Here is an 18109-nt window from a genome sequence, read left to right on the forward strand (position 1 = left end):
TCTTCAAAGTCGGTTGCGAATCGCGCGCCAGGCTTCTTCCAGCCCGGCACGATGTTCCGGTGCCGCGATGGCGATCAGGGCTTCGGCGCGGTCGTCCAGCCCGAGCTCGCGCACCTGCGCCACGCCATGCTCGGTGACGAAGACATCGGCCATGTGGCGCGGCAGGGTGCACAGGCCCTGCGCGCCGAGCGAGGGCACGATGCGCGACAGCGTGCCGCGCTTCGCGGTGGCCGCCATGCAGATCAGCAGGCGGCCGCCGGGCGAGCGCAACGCGCCCTGGGCGAACACGGGAAGGCCGCCGGATCCGGCCTGGAGCGCACCATCGTTGCGCTCGGCGTTGACCTGGCCGAACAGGTCGACCTCCACCGCCGAGTTGATGGCGACGAAGCGCGGAAGCGCCGCGAGGCCTGTCGGATCGTGCGTGCTTCGCACGTCGGCGAAGCGGATGTTCGGATGGCGGCCGGCCCATTCGTAGAGTGAGGCGTTGCCGAGCGCAACGCCGGTCGTGATCGGCGCATCGGGATCGAGCGCCCCCGCTTCGTCGAGCGCGCGCGCCGCCTGCGACACCATGCCCGTATGCAGCCCGAGCCTGCGGTGCGAGGTGAGCGAGCCGGCCAGCGCCAGGGGGACGGAGCCGATGCCGAACTGCAATGTGTCGCCGTCGCGCACCAGCTCGGCGGCCAGGCGGCCGATCCGCAGCTCTGTCTCGCTGCCGCCCGCGGCCTCCGAGAAGGTGGTCAACGGGATGTCGGCCTCGATCGCGGCATCGAGTTCAGACAGATGAACGCGGAATGCGCTGCCGGTGCGAGGCATCGAGGAATTGAGCTGAGCCACGCGCCGCTTCGCGCGCGCCCAGGCGATGGGCAGGAAATCGCTGCACACGCCGGCGCTGCACCAGCCCTCCGCGTCGGGCGGGCTGAAGTGGCCGATGGCGAGATCGAAGGGCGGGCACTGCTGCAGGTGCCGTGCGATGCCGGGGTAGTCCAGGCTCAGCAGCTCTGCGCGGCGTTCACGCAACCCTTGCCGAACGGAGGGCGACATGAAGAAGGCCGTCTGCTGCGCCTCGGGGTGGAGGCCCAGGTAGTCCGCGCTGCCGATGCCGGGAAACTGCACGCCGACAAATCGGACGCCGCGCGCGCGCTCGGGATCTTGTGCCAGTTCGCGCAGCAGCAGCGTGGGCTCGCCGCACAGCCCCGGGACGAAGACCCGGGCACCGGGCTGCAGGTGGTCGGCGAGGCGCTTCATGGGGCGACGCGCACCGATGCGCTTCCCGTGATCAACTGGCGGCCCTCGTCGTTGCGCGCATCGAGCGCATAGCTGGCGACGCCGTCTTTCGCGCCCTGGAGGGTGCCGGTCAGCACGATGCGCTGGCCGCGCAGCGCGATGTTGAGGAAGCGGCTTTCGAGCGAACGAAGCGCGTTCGGCCCGAAATGGCTCGTCATCAGGCGGGCGGCCATCGCCATGGTCAGCATGCCATGAACCACCGGGCGATCGAAGCCCGCGGCGCGTGCCGTGTCCTCGTCCAGGTGCAGCGGGTTGTGGTCCGACGATGCCGCGGCATACAGCGCCAGGTCCACTGCGGTGATCGGCCCGCATTCGAGGCGGATCTGTTCGGGTGGCTGGGCTGCGGAACCGTTCATGCTGCCTGCTCCGTCGACGCGAGCCCGTTGCGCGTCACGATCGTCTGGCAACTGCTGGCGACCGTGATGCCGTCGCGCCGGTACTGCGTGTCGATCACGATGAAGCTCAGCGCACCGTCGCGCTTGTCGTAGGTGTCGCGGATCCGGCGGCTGATCTCGATCCGCTCGCCCACATGCAGCGGCAGATGGTAGTCGAAGCTTTGCGCCGCATGCAGCACGGTGCGCAGCGGCACGCCGAGCCGCTCCATCAGGATGGCGCTGCTGAAGTGCTCTGTCTCGATCGCCTTGAGAAAGGTGGGCGGCACCGGGCAGGCCTTGTATCCGGCCTTGGCTGCGACTTCCGCATCCCAGTACACGGCGTCTCGTTCGCCGATGGCCTGGCAAAAGAGCCTGACGCGCCAGACATCGATGGTGACCGAGCTCGGCGGGGTGCTGAAGCCGATGTGCTTGCGGTCTATCACGGATAGGCCTTTGCGAGCTTCTGTTCAAGGGCCGGCCACGCGTCTGCAGCCGGGCCGCTCAGGCACGCCGTCAGGCGGCTCCGCTGCTGCCAGAGGTGCGTGAACGGGCCGCCGCTGAATGCGGGTGCGATGCCGGCGGTGCAGGCCGCAACATCCAAGAGCTCGGGATCTGTCACATCGCCGTCGGCGAAGAGTTGCATCGCAGCCAGCGACTGCGCATCCAGCGCAGGGCCGCCGGTGCGTGCATCGCCCGCCGCCGCGAGTTGGAGCAGGGCGCTCTTGTTGCCACGGCTGCGGCAGGGAAGGGCGCCCAGGCGCGCGGCGACGGCGGCGAGCGCTTGCGCCGTGGCATCGTCTTTCGCCACGATCTCGAGCACGCGACCGTAAGGGCCGGTTGGCGAGAGCACTGCGGCGGCTTCGTCAAAGGGCTGTGCGGCCTTGGCGTCGTCGAGCGTGCGCAAGGCGACGCGGTGGTTGCAACCCTGGGTGTCGGTGATGGACGCGGTGTCGGGGGGCAGCGTCGCATCGCTCGCTTGCACGAGCTTCGACGCGCCGACTGCCTCTTGCCACGCCCGGCGTGTGGCGGACAGCGGCCCGAGCAGAATGCGCTCGATGCGAAGCTCGCGTGGCGCAGCCATTTCGCGGTCCGCTCGCTGGCGGTTCAGGAACAGCGTGCGCACCATGTTGCCGGCGACCGGATCGAACATCAGCCGCAGGAACTGCCGCATCTCGATGTTGGTGGCCTCGGCAAGTGGCTTGCGCGCGCCGAGCAGGACGCTGTCGATGATCGCGCCGTGGGCTGGGTAGCGGTCGAAATCGGCATCCGACACGCCGTGCGCGCGGGCGACACGACGCGTCTCTTCCTGTGAATGCGCAGGCACGTCGGTCTGGGCGTGATCGGGGAACTTGGACGCGTTGTCGGGCGCCCGACCCAGCAGGCCGAGCGCGAGCAAGCGCGCCTCGGCCAGCAGGTCTTGCGGTGCCACCACGCCGTCGAAGATCTTCATTTCGGCCGCACGCCTCGGCGAGACGGCGCGGCCGGTCAGCAGCATCGACATGCCTTCCTCGAAGCCGACGAAGCGCGGCAGCCGTTGCGTCCCGCCCGCGCCCGGCAGCAAGCCCCAGCGCACCTCGGGCAGGCCGATGAGGGCGCGCGGGTCGTCGGCCACGAGCCGCGCCCGGCAGGCCATGGCCAGTTCGAGGCCGCCGCCGAGCGCCGTGCCGTTGACGGCCGCCACCCACGGCTTGGCCGATTCCTCGACCCGAAGGAACAGGCGCCCGAGCCGTCCGCAGCGCTCGAACATCACGTCCGGCGTGTCGTCCGGCCCGGGCTCGGTGAAGCCGCGCACCATCACGAGGTCGGCCCCAGCCAGAAAGGACGACTTGCCCGAGGTGATCACGACGCTGCGCACGTTGGGCGTCGCGTTCACGTCGTCGATGAGCGCCTCGAGCGCATCCATCAACGCGAACGAAAACACGTTCATCGTCCGCTCGGGCATGTCGATCGTGGCCAGCAGAACCCCGTCGTCGCCCAACTCGCTGCGAATCAGCATCGGCAACCTCCGCGGCCGGTCAGCCGGCGTACTTCTTGAAGTCGGGCTTGCGCTTCTCGTTGAATGCGCGCACGCCCTCCCTGGATTCCTCGCTCTGGTAGTAGTGTTTGACAGCCTGGATGCCGAGGAAGCCGATGCCGCGGATGTTCTCGCTGTCGGCGTTGAAGGAGCGCTTGGCGATGGTCAGCGCCGTCGGGCTCATCTCGTTGATCTCCCTGCACCACTGGTCGACCTCGGCGTCGAGCTGCTCATGCGGCACGACCTTGTTGACCAGGCCCATGTCGCAGGCCTCCTGCGCCGTGTAGCGGCGGCACAGGAACCAGATCTCGCGCGCCTTCTTCTCTCCGACGATGCGCGAGAGGTAAGCGGTGCCCCAGCCCGGGTCGACCGAACCGACCTTGGGGCCGACTTGGCCGAATGTGGCCTTCTCGGAAGCGATGGTCAGATCGCACATGGTGGCGAAGACGTTGCCGCCGCCGATGGCGAAGCCCTGCACCTTGGCGACGGTGACCTTGCGCACGTCGCGCAGCGCGGTCTGAAATTCCTCGATCGGCATGCCCACGGTGCCGCGCGGCCCGTAGAGGCCGTCCTCGCTCAGGTGAACCTTCTGGTCGCCACCGGTGCAAAAGGCCTTGTCGCCTGCGCCGGCGAAGACGATCACATTTGCAGTTTTCTCTTCACCGCCGCGCTGGAAGGCGTCGATCAGCTCTTCCAGCGTCTGCAGCCGGAAAGCGTTATAGACCTCGGGTCGGTTGATGGTGATGCGCACCACGCCGTCGCGAAGCTCGTAGAGGATGTCCTTGTATTCCTTGTTCATCGCCTGGTCTCCTTAGCCGTGCATGGTGAGACCGCCCGAGACGCTGATGGTCTGGCCGGTCATGAAAGCCGCATCGTCGCTCGCGAGGAAGGCGACGAGGCCGGGGTAGTCCTCGGGCACGCCGATGCGGCCCAGCGGAACGCCGCGCACCATGGCGTCGCGGATCTTCTGACCCTGCTCGCCGGTGCCGACGAATGCTTCCATGGCCGGGGTGTCGGTCGGGCCGGGGCAGACGTTGTTGATGGTGACGTTGCTGCGCGCCAGCTCGCGCGCCAGCGCCTTGGCGAAGGCGATGGTTGCGCCCTTGCAGCCGGAATAGACGACCTCGCCGCTGGAGCCGACGCGGCCCGCGTCGGAGGCGATGTTGACGATACGGCCGGACTTTCGTGCTGCCATGCCCTGCGCCACCGCATGCGTCACGTGCAGCGGGCCGAACCAGTTGATCGCGACCACCTTCTTCCAGAAAGCCTCGTCGGTCTTGAGGAAGGGCATCGGCGTGTCCCAGCCGGCGTTGTTCACCAGGATGTCGGTGCCCGCGCCCGTCGATGCCTCGAAGGCCTGGACCGCGGCGACCACGGCCGCGTAGTCGGTGATGTCGGCCACGGCGACGACGGCCTTGCCGCCGGCGGCCTCGATCGCGGCGACGGTTTCGCCCGCGCCCTTCTCGCTGACGTCAAACACGCCGACCGTGACGCCCTCGGCCGCCAGCCGCAGTGCGATGGCGCGGCCGATGCCGCTGCCGGCGCCGGTCACGATGGCGGTCTTTCCCTTGAGTCCTCTCATGCGCGTTGTCTCCTAGAGATGTGGATGGTGAAGTTGGAGTGAGCTGCCTCAGGCGCCGCAGCGCCCCACGATGGCCACGGCGCTCACGTTCTGGTGGGGATGGCCGCCGAGGTTCTGCGTGAGTCCCAGGTCGACGCGTTTCAGCTGGCGTTCGCCCGCCCGTCCGTGGATCTGCTGGTAGATCTCATAGACCATCCGCAGCCCCGACGCCCCGACCGGATGACCGAAGCACTTGAGCCCGCCATCGGCCTGCACCGGCAGTTTTCCGTTCAAGTCGAACACGCCGTCCAGCACGTCGTGGATCACGCGGCCCGGTGCGCTGAAGCCCAGGTCTTCCATCAGCACCGCCTCGGTGATGGAGAAGCAGTCGTGCACCTCCGCCAGGTGGATCTGCTCGCGCGGCGCGGTGATGCCGGCGCTGCGGTAGGCGCGCTCGCCGGCCGTGCGTGCGGTCGCGATGTGCGCGCCGTCCCAGTTGTTGAATGCCGACTCCTCGCCGTTGCTGACCGAGATCTCCACCGCCTTGATGCTCACGACTTCCGCATCGGGCCTGAGGCGCCGCGCGATCTCCGGCGTGGTGAGGATGGCGCAGGCCGCGCCGTCGCTGACGCCGCAGCAGTCGAAGAGGCCGAGCGGCTCGGCGATCATCGGCGCCTTGAGCACGTCGTCCTCGGTGATGCGATTGCGCAGGTGCGCCTTCGGATTGAGCGCGCCGTTGGCGTGGCTCTTGACCGAGATGTGCGCCATCGCGCGCTTGAGCTCGCGCTTGTTGACGCCGTGCTTGGCCGCATAAGCCGCCGCCAGCTGGGCGAAGGCACCCGGCGCGGTGGCGTTGGGCAGCCACAGGTCGTTGCTGACGCCGCGCGTGCGTACCGGCAGGCCGCCGTAGCCGGTGTCCTTGAGTTTCTCGACGCCGAGCGCGAGCACGATGTCATAGGCGCCGGCGGCCACCGCATAGGCCGCGCCGCGCAGCGCTTCGGTGCCGGTGGCGCAGGCATTCTCGACGCGGGTGGCGGCGATGCGCGGCAGGCGAAGCGCCTGGGCCAGCGGGCCGGCGGTCTTGCCGACGTTGTTCTCCTCGAGACACACGCCGAGCCATGCGGCTTCGATCTGAGCGACCTCGATGCCCGCATCGGCCATCGCCTCGTTGAAGGCTTCGAGCATCAGGTCTTCGGGGCCGCTGTCCCAGCGCTCGCCGAAGCGCGAGCAGCCCATGCCCAGGATGGCGACCTTGTCGCGGATGCCTTCAGCCATGGGGTGCTCCTTGTGCGGCTTGGCGAACCGGCGTCGCCTTCCAGAAGTAGCGCCGGAAACCGCGCTTGGCGTCGAAATCCTTCACGCGGAACACCATGCGCAGCGGGAGGCCGACGCTCAGTTCGTCGGCGTCGGTGTCCGCGAACTCCATCAGCACGCGGCCACCGCCATCGAAGTCGACGTGGCCGAACTGGAATGGCGGCGCCGGCGTATAGGCCAGCCAGTCGCTGGTGTGCGAGAGCACGCGGGCGACGGTGTCGGCCAGGCTCGTGGCTTCTTGCGTGTCCTGCGCACGGCAAGCCGGGTTGACGCACAGGCGCGAGAACGGGAACTGCACGGTGCCGCAGGCCGAACACTTGCCGCCCTCGAAGTGGGCGATGTGTGCGCCTTCGCGCCAGGCCGCGGTCAGAACCGATTTGTTGTCCATCTCCGCGCGCATGCCCCATTCGAGCGCGATCTGGCCGGTGAACGAGAGGTACTTCATGTAGCTGGTCTCGGACCGGCCCTCGTCGGGCTCAGCGCCGGGGCAGGGCAAGGCCGTGCGTCGCAGCAGCAGCGCATCGCAGCCGCTGCCGAAGGCGACGGCCAGGATCAGCTCGCCTGGCGCGGCCGCGCGCAGCGCGGTGTCGAGCATCGCGAGCGGCTGCGCGCCGCCGAGGTCGCCGGCGGATTCGGCATGGGTCGTCACCAGCGCCTCGGGCCGGATGCCGACGCGCTTGGCGACGGCTTCGTTGATGCGGGGCAGGGGTGCGGGGAGCACGAAGCGTGCGATCTCGGCGGCCGTGGTGCCGGCCTTCGTCAGGCACTGGCGGATCGCGTCGACGGCGATCTTCATGTAGCCCTCGTCACGCACCCACCGCTCTTCCCATCCGTAGTCGTGGTCGTTGCCGGCCTCCCGGAAGTGATCGACCAGATCGGCATGCGCGCCATGGTGGGCGACGAAGGTCGCGATCGCGGGTCCATGGCCAACCAGCACGCCGGCGGAGCCGTCGCCGAAGATCATCTCCTGCGCGCTCGCGGGCCGCGGTGTGCGGCGCTCGGCGGCCAGCAGCAAGCGCGTGGCGGGAAGCCCTTCGGCCAATGCCGAGGCCAGTTCGGTCGTCGCCGCGCGCGGGCTGGAGGCCAGGTCGCGCAGGACCACGTCGCTCGGCAGCCCGAGTGCGGTCGCTACCACGCCGGCGTTCAGGCGGTCGGCAAAAGGCAGGGTGGTGGAGACCAGCGTCAGTTGGGACGGTGGCTGCGAAGGCAGCGAGGCCAGCAACTGGCGCGCCGCCTCGACGCTCATGGTGATGCTGTCCTCATCCCACGAGGCCATGGCGCGATGCCCCCGCGCATGCGCCTTCAGACCGGCGGCCATCCAGCGGTGCTGGGCGAAAAGCTCGGCCCGATCGAGCCGCAGCCGCGGCAGGTAGCGGGTAGTGGCGAGCACGCCGAATTCGTTCGTCGGAGGGACCATGAAAACGTTGCCTGGCTGGTCTTGCGAAATATCGTGATGTGATTGATGATACGCTAGCGAACGATATTCGGGCAAGCCAATTCTGGCGTAGGTGATCCGGGTTTTCCCCGGGGCGCGCAGGTGGCGTTTTCCAAGAGGAGACAGATGATGCGATTCAATTCGGGAGCAAGCGAATGACCAGGTTGCTCGAGGGCAAGGTGGCATTGGTGACAGGCGGTGGCCGTGGCGTGGGACGCGGCATTGCGCTGGCATTGGCCGAGGCGGGTGCGAGCGTGGTGGTGAACGATCTCGGCGCGGGGCTCGACGGCAGGCCGGAGGCGGAACAGCCGGCGCTGGAGGTTGTGTCCGCCATCCAGGCGGTGGGCGGGAAGGCCATCGCGGACGGGGGCTCCGTCGCCGATTGGAATGCCGCCCACAACATGGTGAAGGCGGCGGTCGATACTTTCGGCCGTATCGACATCGTGATCAACAACGCCGGCATCCTGCGCGACGCGATCTTCCACCGCATGAGCGAGCAGGAGTTCGACGACGTGATCGCCGTGCACCTGAAGGGCTGCTTCAACGTGAGCCGTGCAGCAGCGACTCATTTCAAAGCGCAGGGCAGCGGCAGCTTCGTGCACATGACCTCCACTTCGGGCCTGATCGGCAACTTCGGTCAGGCCAACTACAGCGCCGCCAAGCTGGGCATCGCAGCGCTGTCGAAATCGATCGCCATGGACATGCAGAAGTTCGGCGTGCGTTCGAACGCGGTGGCGCCCTTCGCGTGGACACGCATGATCGATTCGATTCCCGACGAGACGCCCGAGCAGAAGAAGCGGGTCGATTCACTCAAGAAACTGGTCCCCGAACGCGTCGCGCCTTTCGTGGTGGGCCTGTGTGCCGATGCGGCGAGCGATGTCACGGGCCAGATCTTCGGCGTGCGCAATAACGAGATCTATCTTTTCAGCCAGCCGCGGCCGGTGCGCAATGCGCATCGCTCAGAGGGCTGGACGCCGGAAAGCGTGATCGAAACGGCGTTGCCGATGCTGCGCGCGGGCTTCTTTCCACTGGACCGCTCAGGGGATGTATTCACCTGGGACCCCGTCTGAGCTGTGTGCGGCGCGAAATCAGGGTAATCCCAGTAGGTACTCATATAGATCGTACGCTACTGTACTAGTTATTCCGGGGGACTAGATCATGCGATTCGAGACAACGCTCACACCTTCTCGAGCCGCCGCCATGCGGGCGCATGGTTGGTGGACGGACAAGACCATCAACGACTGTTTCAGGGACGCGGTCCAGGCTTTTCCGGACAAGGTTGCGCTTGTGGCCCACGTTCAGGGCGCCGGAGCTGCGCGTCGCATCAGCTATCGCGAGCTGGACGATCTCGCGGCGAGGGCGGCGGGTTCGTTGCGTTCGATCGGAATCGGGCCGGGGGACGTCGTCTCTATGCAGCTCCCGAATGTCTGGGAGTTCGTTGTCGTTGCGCTTGCCGCGTCGCGCATTGGCTCGGTGGTGAACCCCCTGATGCCGATCCTGCGGGAGCGCGAGCTGGGCTACATGCTCGACTTCTGCGAAGCGAAGGTCCTGATCGTGCCGGCACGCTATCGAGGGCATGACCATGCGGCCATGGCACGCGGCCTTGTGCCGCAGCTTTCCCATCTGAAGCGACTGGTGGTGGTGGGAGAGAGCGGCGCCGATGGGTTCGACACGGTATTGCTAGGCAGCGGTACGCCGGCTCCGGAGGCCAGCCCCTTGCAACCCGACGATGTGACGCTGCTCATGTTCAGTTCGGGGACGACCGGCGCGCCCAAAGGCGTGATGCACACCTCCAACACCTTGCTCTCCACCTTGCTGACTTCCATCGAGGATCTGCATCTGACGCCGAACGACGTGGTGCTGGCTGCATCGCCGGTCGGCCACCTGATGGGCTATGCCTACCTCACGATGATGCCGCTCATGCTGGGCGCCACCATCGTGCTGATGGACGTGTGGGAGCCGCTCGCGGCGCTGGAGTTGACGCGCAGCGAGCAGGTGAGCTACAGCTCTGCCGCGACGCCGTTCCTGAACGATCTCGTGGTTGCCGTGGAGGCCGGCGATCCGGGTGCGACCAGCTTTCGCCTTTTCGGCTGCGCCGGTGCGCCGGTACCGCCGGTGCTGATCGAGCGCGCCGCCAAGGCCATGAACCTGACGGTGTGCTCGATCTGGGGCATGACGGAAGTCGTGGCCGGTACCTTGACCGAGGTCGAGCGCTCGCGCGAACTGTCGGCGCTAGCCGATGGCCGGGCAGTGCGCGGCAACGAGACCAAGGTGGTCGACGAGAGTGGCGCGCCTGCAGCAATTGGCGTGACCGGCCGCCTGCTCTTCCGGGGCAGTTCACTGTTCGTGGGCCATCTCAAACGGCCGGATCTGAACGCGCTCGACGCCGAAGGCTGGTTCGACACGGGTGACCTGGCCTACCTGCTGAACGACGAGGGCTACATCCGGATCAACGGCCGCAGCAAGGACATCATCATCCGCGGCGGCGAGAACGTCCCCGTGGTCGAGATCGAAGGCCTCCTGCTTCGCCATCCGGCCATTGCGGCTGCAGCCATCGTCGGCTACCCGGACGAGCGCCTCGGGGAACGGGCGTGCGCGTTCGTCGTGACCAAGCCGGGCCAGGTTTTCGACATGAACGAATTGACCCGCTACATGGCGTCGTCGCAGACGGCCAAGCAGTACTGGCCGGAGAAGGTGGTGCTGTGCGGAGAGTTGCCCAGGACCGCCACCGGCAAGGTGCAGAAGTTCAAGCTGCGCGAGCTGGCGGCTTCCGTCGATGGCGTTGCGGCGGTTCATTGAACCCGAGGAGACACTTCCCATGGTCCTGACCGACGATCAAAAGGCCTTGCAGGAGACTGCCCGGCGCTTCGCGCGCCAGCGTCTGCTTCCGGATTATCAGAAGCGCGAGAAGATCGGCGTGCTCGATCGCGACCTGATCGCCGAAATGGGCCGCCTGGGCCTTCTCGGCGCCGATCTGCCTGAAGAGCTCGGTGGGCTTGGCGCCGACGCGGTCACCACCGGCCTGATCGCCGAAGAACTGGCGTATGGCGACTTCAATGTCAGTGCCGTGCCCGTGGGCATTTCGCTCAATGCTGCGATCCTGATGCGCCATGCGCAGCCCGAGCTCGTTCAGGAGTGGGTGCCGCGCATGACGCGCGGCGAGGCGGTGGTGGCGATCTGCCTAACCGAGCCGCGCGGCGGTTCCGACGCCAGCAACCTGCAACTGAAGGCGCGGCGCGACGGCGACCACTATGTCCTCAACGGCGAGAAGACCTCGATCACCTTTGCCGACTGCGCCGATGCCTATCTGATCTTCGCCCGCACCGGTCGGCCGGAAGAGGGCGCCAAGGGGGTCACGGCCTTCTTCGTTCCTGCCAGCGCGAAAGGCATCTCGCGCACCCGCTTCGATGACGTCGGCAGCATCATCATCGGCCGCGGATCCGTGTTCTTCGACGATGTGCGCGTGCCTGCAAGTCACATGCTCGGCAACGAGGGGAAGGGCTTCACGCAGGTGATGCAAGGCTTCGACTACAGCCGGGCGCTGATCGGATTGCAGTGCTGTGGCGCCGCGCAGGCCTCGCTCGACGAGGCTTGGGCCTATGCGAAGGAACGCGAGGCCTTCGGCCGGCCGATCGGCCAGTTCCAGGGGGTCAGTTTCCCGCTCGCGGAAGGCGAGTCGCAGATCGCTGCGGTGCGCCAGCTGTGCTACCACGCGCTGGCGCTGCGCGACGCGGGCCAGCCGCACACCTCGGAGGCGGCGATGTGCAAATGGATGGGGCCGCGCAATGCCTTCGACGTCATCCACCAATGCCTGCTGACCTTCGGTCACTATGGCTGGAGCAAGGACCTGCCGCATCAGCAGCGCATGCGCGACGTGATGGGCCTGGAGATCGGCGACGGCACCGCCGGCATCATGAAGCTCATCATTGCCCGCGAGCGCATCGGGCGCGCGGCCGTCCAATATTGAAGCGGAGGATCGACATGCCCTATCAGTCCGTGTTTCGCGCCGGCTTGTTTGCCGGCCGGATCGTCATCGTGACCGGCGGCGGCAGCGGTATTGGCCGCTGCACCGCGCACGAGCTCGCATCGCTGGGTGCAACGGTTGCCATCTGGGGCCGCACGGCGGAGAAGCTCGAGGCCGTGCGAGGGGAAATCGAGGCGGACGGGGGCCGGTGCAGTACGCACGTCTGCGACATCCGGGATGAAACCCAGGTCATAGCTTCCATCGACGCCGTGCTGGCGCAGCATGGCCGCATCGATGGCCTGGTGAACAACGCAGGCGGGCAGTACCGGGCGCCGATGGAGACCCTTTCGACCAAAGGCTTCGAAGCTGTGGTGCGAATCAACCTGACCGGCGGTTTCATCGTGATGCGCGAGGCCTACCTGCGCTGGATGAAGGCGCACGGCGGCGCGATCGTCAACATCATCGCCGACATCTGGCACGGTTGGCCCGACTACGCGCACTCGGGCGCGGCGCGCGGCGGCATGCTCACGCTCAGCGAAACGGCGGCCTGCGAGTGGGCCGCGTCGGGCGTGCGCGTGAACACGGTGGCGCCTGGCGGCATCGCATCCAGCGGCTTCGACACCTACACGCCCGAAGCCAAGGCGAAGATCCGCGAGTACCCGCCCACCGTGCCGCTGCAGCGCTACGGCACCGAAGCCGAGCTGTCGGCCGCCATCGTCTTTCTTCTTTCGCCCGCGGCGGCATACATCACAGGCTCCTGCGTCCGTGTGGACGGCGGAACACCCAACGCACGCGGGACCTGGAAGCTGCAGGCGCACCAGAACAGCCAGCCCTTCGAAGGCTTCCACCGGGCCCGGATGCCGGAAATGCTGCAAGCGCAGAAAGAGACGGAACCATGAGCACGATCGGCGACGAATCCGCGCTCGCAGAACGGATCGCGCACTACCTCGCGCAGCAGGTGGGATCTGCCGTTCAAGTGGGGACGGTCCGGCGATTTCCGGTCGGCTTCTCGTGGCTGACTTTCTCGGTTCCCGTGACCGGTCTTCCCGACCATGAAGACACGCAAGAGCTGATCCTGCGGCTCGGACCGGACTACGGCCTCTTCGCCCCCTACAGCGCTGGGCCGCAGGTGCAGGCCATGCGCTCGCTGGAGGGCAGCGCCGTGCCGTTGCCGCGCGCCTACTGGAGCAGCGACGATCCGGCCATTCTCGGGGCGCCGTTCCTGTTCTGCGAGAAGGTGGCGGGGGAGACCGTGGTGCCGTGGGTTTCCGCCGGTCAACCCGGACTGGAGGAGGGCTATCGCAGGCAATTGGCAGAGCAGTTCATCGATGTGCTGGCCGCCCTGCACCGCGTGCCATGGCAGGACAAGCCGATCGCTGCGACGGCGCGGGGCATCACGCCCGCAACTGCTGCCCGGGTGAACGTCGAGTACTGGGAAACACAGATCGACCGCTGGGCGATGCGCCCTTATCCGCTGGTCGATTGGGGCATCCGCTGGCTGAAGGCGCACTGCCCGGTGGCGCCGCATGTGGCGATCGTGCACGGCGACTACCGGACCGGAAACTTTCTCGAACAGAACGGGCGCATCACCTCGATCCTCGACTGGGAACTCGTGCATCTGGGCGACCCACATGAAGACCTGGGCTGGGCCAGCCTGCCGATGTACATGGGCGGCAGCAAGCTGATCAGCCGGCTGGCCGAGCCCGACTGGTTCTATGCGCGCTACGGCGAGAAGGCCGGCTTCGATGTCTCGATGGCGTCGGTGCGCTACTACCAGGCGCTGTCGCTGCTCAAGCTCGCCGCCACGCACATGGCGGCTGCGCGCTGCTTCGAGGAAGGGCGCTTCAACGACATGCGCATGCCGGCGATGGGCAGCCAGATCGCTACCTGCTTGCGCCAGATGGAAAAGACGATCGAGGCCGCTTCATGAACAACTCCTTCGTACGCCTGATCGATGGCATGTGCGCGACCTTGCGCGGCGAAGTGCTGACCCGGCTGGATGACGACTTCGCGCGCGGGCAGGTCTTCGGCGTCATCAACCTGCTCAACACCTTCAAGGTTCGCGCGGACTGGTCGACGAACTTCCTGTGGGCTCAGGTCGATGCGCAGCGTCACACCTTCGCCCGGATCGGCGCGTTGCTGCAAGAGAGCGGCACGGTGACCGCGCCGACGTTGCCGATCGACGAAGTCCCGCAACCGATCACACCCACCGAGCTCGCATCCCTTCGCGATGGCGGGAATCGCGCAATCGTGGAACTGCTGGCATGGCTCGCCGCCGAGCGTGAGAGCCTGGAACCGACGCTCGTGGCCGACGTCGAGCAACTAGCCCGCGCTTGCATGCGCACCGAACTCGATCTCGAGCTCAAGTATTCGCCGAGGCCGATGTTTGCGGAGATGTCCAGCGGCGTAGAGGTGCAGGCAAAGCCATGAGCGATTCCGAACCTGGAGAACCCGAATGACAACGAATCTCTCTTCGCTGCGACTCGACATCGAAAACGGCCTCGCGACGGTGACGCTAACCCAGCCCGCGCGCGGCAACCCGATCGACGGCGATTTCACGCGAGACTTCAAGGAAGTCTTTCTCGAACTCTGGGACACGCAGGGCCTGCGCGCTGTGCTGTTGCGCGCGGAGGGCTCGAATTTCAGCTTCGGCGGCGATCTCAAGACCTTTCATCCGGTTCGCCATGCGCTGCCTGCAATGGTGCGGCGGCTGACCAGCGATTTTCATGTGGGACTCTCGCGCGCCTGGCAGCTGCCGGTGCCGATCGTGGCCGAGGTGCAGGGCTGGGCCATGGGCGGCGCGGTGGGTTTGCTGGCCGGGTGCGACGTGGTGGTGGCGGCCGAGTCGGCGCGCTTCGGCTCGGCGTTCTCCCACCTCGGCTTCAGCTGTGACTCCGGCTCCAGCGTCACGCTGACGTTTCGTATGGGAGCGGCGCGCGCACGACGCTTCGTGCTCATGGGAGAGGTCCTGTCCAGCGCTGAAGCGTTGGCTGCGGGCTTGGCCGACCAGGTCGTGCCCGATGCGCAGCTCACGGATTCGGCCCGTGAGATCGCTGTGCGCCTGGCCACTGGGCCGACCCTGGCCTATGGCGAAATCAAGCGGCTCTTCCTGCGTGCGGGTCATGCGCAGCTGGAGGCACAGCTGGAGGACGAGGCGCTGACGCTGGCGCGTATCTCGGCCACGGAGGATGCCCAGGAGGGCGTGGCGGCGATGTTCGAGCGGCGCAAGGCGTCCTTTCGGGGACGCTGACATGCATCAGAACCTGCTCGTGGAACATCCGATCGCCGGCGTCGCGATCCTGCGCTTCAATCGGCCTGACAAGCTCAATGCCTTGTCGCTCGCGCTGCGGGCTGAATTGCTGGAGGCAGTCGATATGCTGGAGGCCGACGCCGATGTCCGGGTGCTGGTGCTCACGGGGACTGGTCGCGCGTTCAGCTGCGGACTCGACCTCGATGAATGGGGTGCCGACGGTCTGCCCGCGGCGGCGGGCGCGTATGAAGCCGATGCGGTGACTGCGCTGGCGCGCTTCAGCGGCCCGGTCATTGGTGCGGTCAACGGCTTCGCGATCACCGGCGGGCTGGAGATCGCACTCGCATGCGATGTTTTGATCGCCTCGAGCGAAGCGTGCTTCGCCGATACGCACGTGCAGGTCGGACTGCTGCCGGGCTGGGGAGGCTCGGTCCGGCTCGCGCGCCGCGTGGGACTGCACCGGGCGAAGGAGCTCGCCTTCTCGGGGCGCTTCTTCGATGCGAACGAAGCATACAGCTGGGGAATGGTGAACCAGGTTGTACCGGCCGCGCAGTTGCTGCCGACCGCGGTGACGCTGGCCACCCTGATGCTCAGCGGCGTGCCTGAGACTCTCAAGCTTTACAAGCGCCTGCTGGAGCAGGAGGACGAGCGCTCGCTGCCGGACGCGTTGATCCTGGAGCGCGAGGCCTCTGTTTCCAACAACACGGGTGTGACGCGTGCGCAAATCGAGGAGCGCCGCTTGGCGATGCGGAAGATTTCAATGATGACGTTGAAGGCTTCAGGAGCGTCTTTGCCAGGGGAGACTTTGTCGAAGGGCATGGGTTGTTGATTGATGGGTCGGCGAACTTCCACGCAGGATCGAGGTGAACTCGCGGGCATTTTGTCGAGAGGTTCATCGGTCGGGCCGAAGGCCTGGTCGACCGTCTCAGTTCCTCTGGGCCAACTGCTCCAGAATCGCCGGGTTCTCTAGCGTCGACGTGTCCTGCGTGATGGTTTCGCCCTTGGCGACGGAGCGCAGCAGCCTGCGCATGATCTTGCCGCTGCGCGTCTTCGGCAGGTTGTCGCCGAAGCGGATGTCCTTGGGCTTGGCGATCGGGCCGATCTCCCTGGCGACCCAGTTGCGCAGTTCATTGGCGATTTTCTTCGCCTCCTCGCCGCTCGGGCGGGGACCCTTCAGCACGACAAAGGCACAGATCGCCTCGCCCGTGGTTTCGTCGGGGCGGCCGACCACCGCGGCTTCCGCCACCAGATCGGTGCAAGACACCAGCGCAGATTCGATCTCCATCGTGCCCATCCGATGCCCCGAGACGTTGAGCACATCGTCGATGCGGCCGGTGATCGTGAAGTAACCCGTCGTTGCATCGCGGATGGCGCCATCGCCAGCGAGGTAGTAGCCCTTGAGCTCCGGCGGGTAGTAGCTCGCCTTGAAGCGCTCCGGGTCGCCCCAGATCGTGCGGATCATGCTTGGCCAGGGCTTCTTGACCACCAGGATGCCTCCCTGGCCGTTGGGCACGTCGGTGCTCGTCTCGTCGACGATTGCCGCGGCAATGCCCGGGAAGGGCAGGGTGCAGGAGCCCGGGACCAGCGGCGTCGCGCCCGGCAGCGGCGTGATCATGTGGCCGCCGGTCTCGGTCTGCCAGAACGTGTCGACGATCGGGCAGCGGCCGCCGCCGATGTGCTGGTGGAACCACTCCCAGGCAGCGGGATTGATCGGCTCACCGACCGAGCCCAGGATGCGCAGGCTCGACAGGTCGTAGCGCTTCGGATGCACCGCCTCGTCAGCCTCAGCTGCCTTGATCAGCGAGCGGATGGCAGTGGGCGCGGTGTAGAACACGCTGACCTTGTGGTCCTGGATCATCTTCCAGAAGCGGCCTGCGTCGGGATAGGTGGGCACGCCCTCGAACACGACCTCGGTTGCGCCCAGCGCGAGCGGGCCGTAGGCGATGTAGGTGTGGCCAGTGACCCAGCCGATGTCGGCGGTGCACCAGAACACATCGTCGTCCTTCAGGTCGAAGGTCCACTTCGTGGTCAACGCCGCGTGCAGCAGGTACCCGCCGCTGGAATGCTGCACGCCCTTGGGCTTGCCGGTCGAGCCTGAGGTGTACAGCACGAACAGGGGATGCTCGGCACCCACCCATTCGGGTTCGCAGGTCTCGGCCCGGTCTTTCATTTCCTCGTGCAGCCAGCGGTCGCGCGCGGGGTTCCAGCCGATCGGGCCGCCGGTGCGCTGGTAGACGAGGACATCCTTCACGCTCTCGCAGCCACCCAGGGCGATGGCGTCGTCGACGATCGCCTTGAGCGGCAGTTGTTTGCCGCCGCGCAGCTGCTCGTCGGCGGTGATGACCATCACTGCGCCGACATCCTGGATGCGGTCGCGCAGGCTCTGCGCCGAGAAGCCGCCGAAGACCACCGAATGCGTGGCCCCGATGCGCGCGCAGGCCTGCATCGCGACCACTCCCTCGATGCTCATCGACATGTAAATGACCACGCGGTCGCCCTTCTTGACGCCGCGCGCCTTCAGCGCATTGGCCATGCGGCAGGTGCGCGCCAGCAGCTCGCGGTAGCTGACGCGCGTCACCTGCCCGTCGTCGGCCTCGAAGATGATCGCCGTCTTGTCGCCCAGGCCGCGCTCGACCTGACGATCGAGGCAGTTGTACGAGACGTTCAGCGTGCCATCCTCGAACCATTCAAAGAACGGCGCCCGGCTGTCGTCGAGCCCCTTCGTGAACGGCGTCTTCCAGATCAGGAACTCGCGCGCGAGGCGCGACCAGTAGGCGCTGTGATCGGCATCGGCCTCGGCCACCAGCTTGTCGTAGGCCGCTATGCCGGGCACATGGGCGTCATTCATATCTGGGACTGGAATCGGATGGGTCCTTGTTTCTTTCTCGTTCACGGTAGATCTCCTGTGTAACC

Annotated in this window: 17 protein-coding genes; 8 read left to right on the forward strand and 9 right to left on the reverse strand. The window is 66.9% G+C overall.

Annotated elements, in window-relative coordinates; all coding sequences use genetic code 11:
- Positions 1–3: 3 nt before the first annotated feature.
- Genes ACSQ86_RS32580 through ACSQ86_RS32615 form a run of 8 tightly spaced genes read right to left on the reverse strand, consistent with a single transcriptional unit; the run spans position 4 to position 7964 of the window.
- Positions 4–1245 carry an acetyl-CoA hydrolase/transferase family protein gene (locus tag ACSQ86_RS32580; RefSeq protein ID WP_436310501.1) on the reverse strand — a complete coding sequence of 414 codons (1242 nt, stop codon included), beginning with the start codon at positions 1243–1245 and terminating at the stop codon, positions 4–6.
- Complete coding sequence (locus tag ACSQ86_RS32585) at positions 1242–1640, reverse strand: MaoC family dehydratase (protein WP_436307051.1); 399 nt, start codon at positions 1638–1640, stop codon at positions 1242–1244. The genes ACSQ86_RS32580 and ACSQ86_RS32585 overlap by 4 nt, the downstream gene beginning before the upstream one ends.
- A complete protein-coding gene (locus ACSQ86_RS32590) occupies positions 1637–2101 on the reverse strand; it encodes an FAS1-like dehydratase domain-containing protein (protein WP_436307050.1) in 465 nt (154 codons plus the stop codon). Before ACSQ86_RS32590 ends, ACSQ86_RS32585 begins: the two co-directional genes overlap by 4 nt.
- Positions 2098–3654: an enoyl-CoA hydratase/isomerase family protein gene (locus ACSQ86_RS32595; protein ID WP_436307049.1), complete on the reverse strand. Its 1557-nt coding sequence runs from the start codon at positions 3652–3654 to the stop codon at positions 2098–2100. The genes ACSQ86_RS32590 and ACSQ86_RS32595 overlap by 4 nt, the downstream gene beginning before the upstream one ends.
- A 19-nt stretch (positions 3655–3673) precedes the next feature.
- Positions 3674–4471, reverse strand: coding sequence for an enoyl-CoA hydratase-related protein (locus ACSQ86_RS32600; RefSeq protein ID WP_436307048.1), 798 nt, complete (start codon positions 4469–4471; stop codon positions 3674–3676).
- 12 nt (positions 4472–4483) lie between these two features.
- Positions 4484–5254 carry an SDR family oxidoreductase gene (locus ACSQ86_RS32605; RefSeq protein WP_436307047.1) on the reverse strand — a complete coding sequence of 257 codons (771 nt, stop codon included), beginning with the start codon at positions 5252–5254 and terminating at the stop codon, positions 4484–4486.
- A 48-nt stretch (positions 5255–5302) separates the two neighbouring features.
- Positions 5303–6508 carry an acetyl-CoA acetyltransferase gene (locus ACSQ86_RS32610; RefSeq protein ID WP_436307046.1) on the reverse strand — a complete coding sequence of 402 codons (1206 nt, stop codon included), beginning with the start codon at positions 6506–6508 and terminating at the stop codon, positions 5303–5305.
- Positions 6501–7964 (reverse strand): 3-oxoacyl-[acyl-carrier-protein] synthase III C-terminal domain-containing protein, encoded by a 1464-nt coding sequence (locus tag ACSQ86_RS32615; protein WP_436310502.1) that lies wholly within the window; start codon positions 7962–7964, stop codon positions 6501–6503. Before ACSQ86_RS32615 ends, ACSQ86_RS32610 begins: the two co-directional genes overlap by 8 nt.
- Before the next feature lie 182 nt (positions 7965–8146).
- Between ACSQ86_RS32615 and ACSQ86_RS32620 the strand changes: the two genes are divergently transcribed.
- From ACSQ86_RS32620 to ACSQ86_RS32655, 8 genes are all read left to right on the forward strand, one after another.
- Positions 8147–9052 (forward strand): SDR family NAD(P)-dependent oxidoreductase, encoded by a 906-nt coding sequence (locus tag ACSQ86_RS32620; RefSeq protein WP_436307750.1) that lies wholly within the window; start codon positions 8147–8149, stop codon positions 9050–9052.
- A 130-nt stretch (positions 9053–9182) separates the two neighbouring features.
- A complete protein-coding gene (locus ACSQ86_RS32625; RefSeq protein WP_436307044.1) occupies positions 9183–10781 on the forward strand; it encodes an AMP-binding protein in 1599 nt (532 codons plus the stop codon).
- A gap of 19 nt (positions 10782–10800) precedes the next feature.
- Complete coding sequence (locus ACSQ86_RS32630; protein WP_436310503.1) at positions 10801–11949, forward strand: acyl-CoA dehydrogenase family protein; 1149 nt, start codon at positions 10801–10803, stop codon at positions 11947–11949.
- Positions 11950–11963: 14 nt separating this feature from the next.
- On the forward strand, positions 11964–12845 hold the full coding sequence (locus ACSQ86_RS32635; RefSeq protein ID WP_436310504.1) for an SDR family oxidoreductase: 882 nt from the start codon (positions 11964–11966) through the stop codon (positions 12843–12845).
- The gene (locus ACSQ86_RS32640; protein ID WP_436307041.1) at positions 12842–13876 is read left to right on the forward strand and encodes a phosphotransferase family protein; all 1035 of its coding nucleotides are present in this window, start codon (positions 12842–12844) and stop codon (positions 13874–13876) included. Before ACSQ86_RS32635 ends, ACSQ86_RS32640 begins: the two co-directional genes overlap by 4 nt.
- The gene (locus ACSQ86_RS32645) at positions 13873–14376 is read left to right on the forward strand and encodes a hypothetical protein (RefSeq protein WP_436307040.1); all 504 of its coding nucleotides are present in this window, start codon (positions 13873–13875) and stop codon (positions 14374–14376) included. Before ACSQ86_RS32640 ends, ACSQ86_RS32645 begins: the two co-directional genes overlap by 4 nt.
- A gap of 25 nt (positions 14377–14401) precedes the next feature.
- Positions 14402–15196, forward strand: coding sequence for an enoyl-CoA hydratase/isomerase family protein (locus ACSQ86_RS32650; RefSeq protein ID WP_436307039.1), 795 nt, complete (start codon positions 14402–14404; stop codon positions 15194–15196).
- 1 nt (position 15197) lies between these two features.
- A complete protein-coding gene (locus ACSQ86_RS32655; protein ID WP_436307038.1) occupies positions 15198–16025 on the forward strand; it encodes an enoyl-CoA hydratase in 828 nt (275 codons plus the stop codon).
- A gap of 96 nt (positions 16026–16121) precedes the next feature.
- Here ACSQ86_RS32655 and acs read toward each other — a convergent pair whose 3' ends face one another.
- Positions 16122–18044 carry an acetate--CoA ligase gene (gene acs / locus ACSQ86_RS32660; protein WP_436310505.1) on the reverse strand — a complete coding sequence of 641 codons (1923 nt, stop codon included), beginning with the start codon at positions 18042–18044 and terminating at the stop codon, positions 16122–16124.
- Positions 18045–18109: the final 65 nt, after the last annotated feature.

Source organism: Variovorax sp. LjRoot130 (genome assembly GCF_964253755.1).
Lineage (GTDB): Bacteria > Pseudomonadota > Gammaproteobacteria > Burkholderiales > Burkholderiaceae_C > Variovorax.

Bases quoted from the DNA above. Each gene is read 5' to 3' on its own strand.
- ACSQ86_RS32580 (WP_436310501.1), bottom strand. From the start codon at position 1,245: ATGAAGCGCCTCGCCGACCACCTGCAGCCCGGTGCCCGGGTCTTCGTC.
- ACSQ86_RS32585 (WP_436307051.1), bottom strand. From the start codon at position 1,640: ATGAACGGTTCCGCAGCCCAGCCACCCGAACAGATCCGCCTCGAATGC.
- ACSQ86_RS32595 (WP_436307049.1), bottom strand. From the start codon at position 3,654: ATGCTGATTCGCAGCGAGTTGGGCGACGACGGGGTTCTGCTGGCCACG.
- ACSQ86_RS32600 (WP_436307048.1), bottom strand. From the start codon at position 4,471: ATGAACAAGGAATACAAGGACATCCTCTACGAGCTTCGCGACGGCGTG.
- ACSQ86_RS32605 (WP_436307047.1), bottom strand. From the start codon at position 5,254: ATGAGAGGACTCAAGGGAAAGACCGCCATCGTGACCGGCGCCGGCAGC.
- ACSQ86_RS32610 (WP_436307046.1), bottom strand. From the start codon at position 6,508: ATGGCTGAAGGCATCCGCGACAAGGTCGCCATCCTGGGCATGGGCTGC.
- ACSQ86_RS32615 (WP_436310502.1), bottom strand. From the start codon at position 7,964: ATGGTCCCTCCGACGAACGAATTCGGCGTGCTCGCCACTACCCGCTAC.
- ACSQ86_RS32625 (WP_436307044.1), top strand. From the start codon at position 9,183: ATGCGGGCGCATGGTTGGTGGACGGACAAGACCATCAACGACTGTTTC.
- ACSQ86_RS32630 (WP_436310503.1), top strand. From the start codon at position 10,801: ATGGTCCTGACCGACGATCAAAAGGCCTTGCAGGAGACTGCCCGGCGC.
- ACSQ86_RS32635 (WP_436310504.1), top strand. From the start codon at position 11,964: ATGCCCTATCAGTCCGTGTTTCGCGCCGGCTTGTTTGCCGGCCGGATC.
- ACSQ86_RS32640 (WP_436307041.1), top strand. From the start codon at position 12,842: ATGAGCACGATCGGCGACGAATCCGCGCTCGCAGAACGGATCGCGCAC.
- ACSQ86_RS32645 (WP_436307040.1), top strand. From the start codon at position 13,873: ATGAACAACTCCTTCGTACGCCTGATCGATGGCATGTGCGCGACCTTG.
- ACSQ86_RS32650 (WP_436307039.1), top strand. From the start codon at position 14,402: ATGACAACGAATCTCTCTTCGCTGCGACTCGACATCGAAAACGGCCTC.
- ACSQ86_RS32655 (WP_436307038.1), top strand. From the start codon at position 15,198: ATGCATCAGAACCTGCTCGTGGAACATCCGATCGCCGGCGTCGCGATC.
- acs (WP_436310505.1), bottom strand. From the start codon at position 18,044: ATGAATGACGCCCATGTGCCCGGCATAGCGGCCTACGACAAGCTGGTG.